The sequence below is a fragment of the Solidesulfovibrio sp. C21 genome, from assembly GCF_047785625.1.
In the GTDB taxonomy this organism is placed as follows: domain Bacteria; phylum Desulfobacterota; class Desulfovibrionia; order Desulfovibrionales; family Desulfovibrionaceae; genus Solidesulfovibrio.
On record NZ_JBLODY010000152.1, the window covers coordinates 1 to 2,384 of the forward strand.

At 67.5% G+C, this 2,384-nt stretch carries 2 protein-coding genes; one reads left to right on the plus strand and one right to left on the minus strand.

The window, feature by feature from the left end; translation table 11 throughout:
* Positions 1-63 precede the first annotated feature (63 nt).
* Positions 64-1,794 (minus strand): thiamine pyrophosphate-binding protein, encoded by a 1,731-nt coding sequence (locus ACMZ6R_RS20365; protein WP_416114785.1) that lies wholly within the window; start codon positions 1,792-1,794, stop codon positions 64-66.
* A gap of 196 nt (positions 1,795-1,990) precedes the next feature.
* On the opposite strand from ACMZ6R_RS20365, the gene ACMZ6R_RS20370 reads away from it, so the two are divergent.
* On the plus strand, positions 1,991-2,200 hold the full coding sequence (locus tag ACMZ6R_RS20370; protein WP_416114786.1) for a hypothetical protein: 210 nt from the start codon (positions 1,991-1,993) through the stop codon (positions 2,198-2,200).
* The last annotated feature ends 184 nt before the right edge of the window (positions 2,201-2,384 follow it).

Genomic DNA, 2,384 nt, shown 5'->3' on the forward strand with positions numbered 1-2,384 from the left:
GTCCGGGGGGAACCCTTTTCTTCAGAAAAGGGTTCCCCCCGGCGCTTTCTCCGCTCCCTTCCCCTAATCGTCGTCCACCCATTCCTTTTTGGCTTCGGAGTAGGGCGTGACGGGGGTGGTGAAGCGCCTGTCGCAGCGCACGTCCACCACGCATGGTCCTTCTCCGGACAGGGCTTCGGCAAAGGCCGGGGCCAGCTCCTCGGGCTGGGTCACCGTGAGGCCGCGCGCGCCCATGGCCCGGCCGAAGGCGGCGAAGTCGTGGCCCGGCAGTTCGGCCAGGGCTCCTGGGCCGGGGCCTTCCTGGATGGCCCGCAGCCAGACGTTGCCCAGGGCGTTGTTGTTGACCACCACGAAAGGGATCGGCAGGCCGTAGCGGGCCGCCGTGGCCACCTCCATGCCGTGCATGAGCATGCAGCCGTCGCCGGTCACGCAGGCGACGGGCGTTTGGCCCAAGGCCGCCTTGATGCCGACCGCCGCCGGGATGGCCCAACCCATGGGGCCGAGGTTGGACGCCGTATAGTACGTGCGGGGGCCGTAGGACTTGAAATAATGGGCGAAAAAGGCCCGATGCGCCCCCGAGTCCACGGCCACGGCCGCCTCCCGGGGCAGGGCCCGGCGCAGCTCGGCCGCCACCCGCGCCGGGTGCAGGGGCACGGCGTCGCTTGCGGCATGGTCGGGGTCGTACTCGCGCGGCCCGGCCGCCCGGATGGAGGCCAGCCAGGCCGCCCGGGCCTGGTTGCCGGCCCGCAGGTGCATGACCCTGGCCGAACCGCCCTCCATCATCAGGGACAGCGCCGCCCGGCAATCCCCCACGATGGGCACGTGGGTATGGAAGGTGCGGCCGATGGTCGTCGGGTCCACGTCCACATGGACCAGGGCCCGTGTGGGCAGCATCTTCCTGTCCCAAAAGAGGGTATCGCGCTGGGACAGACCGCTGCCGAGCACGATGAGCACCTCCACCCGGCCGGACAGAAACGTCTCGATGGCGTAGCGGTGGCCGGCATAGCCGAAGATGCCAAGCGAAAGCCGGTGGTCCTCCGGGAACACCCCCTTGGCCCGCAAGGTGGTGGCCACCGGGATTTCGAACTGCTCGGCAAAGGCGATCAGGCAGTCCGTGGCCCCGGATTTCTCCACCCCGGCCCCGGCCAGGATGGCCACCCGCGTGGGGGCCTCGCCGCCGCCGTCCGGCACCAGCACGCGCCACAGCCGCTCCACGGCGCTGCCGTCGACGAAACGCGGCCGATAAATCGAGGCGTCGAGCGGCTCCCAGGGCGAGGCCACCTCCGCCCGCTGCACGTCCAGGGGCAGGCTCATATGGACCGGGGCCTTGGGACCGGCCAGCATGCGCGTCAGGCAGGCCCGCAGGTGATGGTGGGCGAGGTGCGGATTTTCCACGGACAGAGACAGCGCCGTGACCGAAGAAAGCAGCTCCACGTCGTTGAGCGAAGCCGGCGAGGAGTCCTGGAAGCCGCCGCGCCCTTCCCAGTCGGTCGGCACCTGCCCGGTGACGAAAAGCACCGGCGAGGCGTCGGCCCGGGCCGAAGCGGCGGCCGTCACCATGTTGGTCACGCCCGGGCCGCCGATAGCCAGGGCCACGCCGAAGCGGCCCGAGGCCCGGGCATAGCCGTCGGCCATGTAGGCCGCGCCGGATTCGTGGGCGGCCACGATGGGCGTCATACCCGGCGTGGCGGCGAGATCGGGCAAAAAAGGATCGACAAGGCCGCCGGGAACCAGAAACGCATGGCCAACACCCTCGGCGACAAGGCTCTCAAGCAGATAGGCCGTGGTCCGCATGCCCCCTCCCGTGTTGGGATTGCATCACGTAGGCCATGATGCTTCGGGAGCGGACAGGCGTCAAGGATGCGGCCGGGTTGCGGTCGGACGGCGGCGCGCATTGCCTCCGTCCGGGATCGGGTGCTACCCTTGGCGGCGATGCCTGGCCTGAAGCCCGGGACGGGCCGGGCGGAAAAACCTGTCAAAGGAGTCCGACGTGGCGGAAAAGAAAGCGAAATTCACGGCCGTGTGCCCGAGCTGCGGGGAAAAGGTCACGGTCGAGGCGACCGAGGCCGACATCAAGGCCGGCAAGGTGGCCGTGGCCCAAAAATGCCAGCGCTGCTTGAACGAATTCGAGGCCATCACCGACCTCGACTGCCTGGAATGGGACGACGCCTGCAAGACCGATATCAGCCGTTTCGGTTAAAAAAGACTTTGTAAAAGGCGTACTGGGGGAAAACCTTTCTTGCAGAAAGGTTCTTCCCCCAGCCCCCCTTTCCAAAGACTCCTAACGATTACAAAGTATTACCACTATCAACCTGTAACCGTTGAAAGTTTTTGGGAGGGGAGAGCGCGAGAGGGGGACCCTTTTTTCAAAAAGGGTCCCCCTC

Excerpts from the sequence above, each read along its gene's own strand:
- ACMZ6R_RS20365 (WP_416114785.1), bottom strand. The coding sequence starts at position 1,794 with ATGCGGACCACGGCCTATCTGCTTGAGAGCCTTGTCGCCGAGGGTGTT.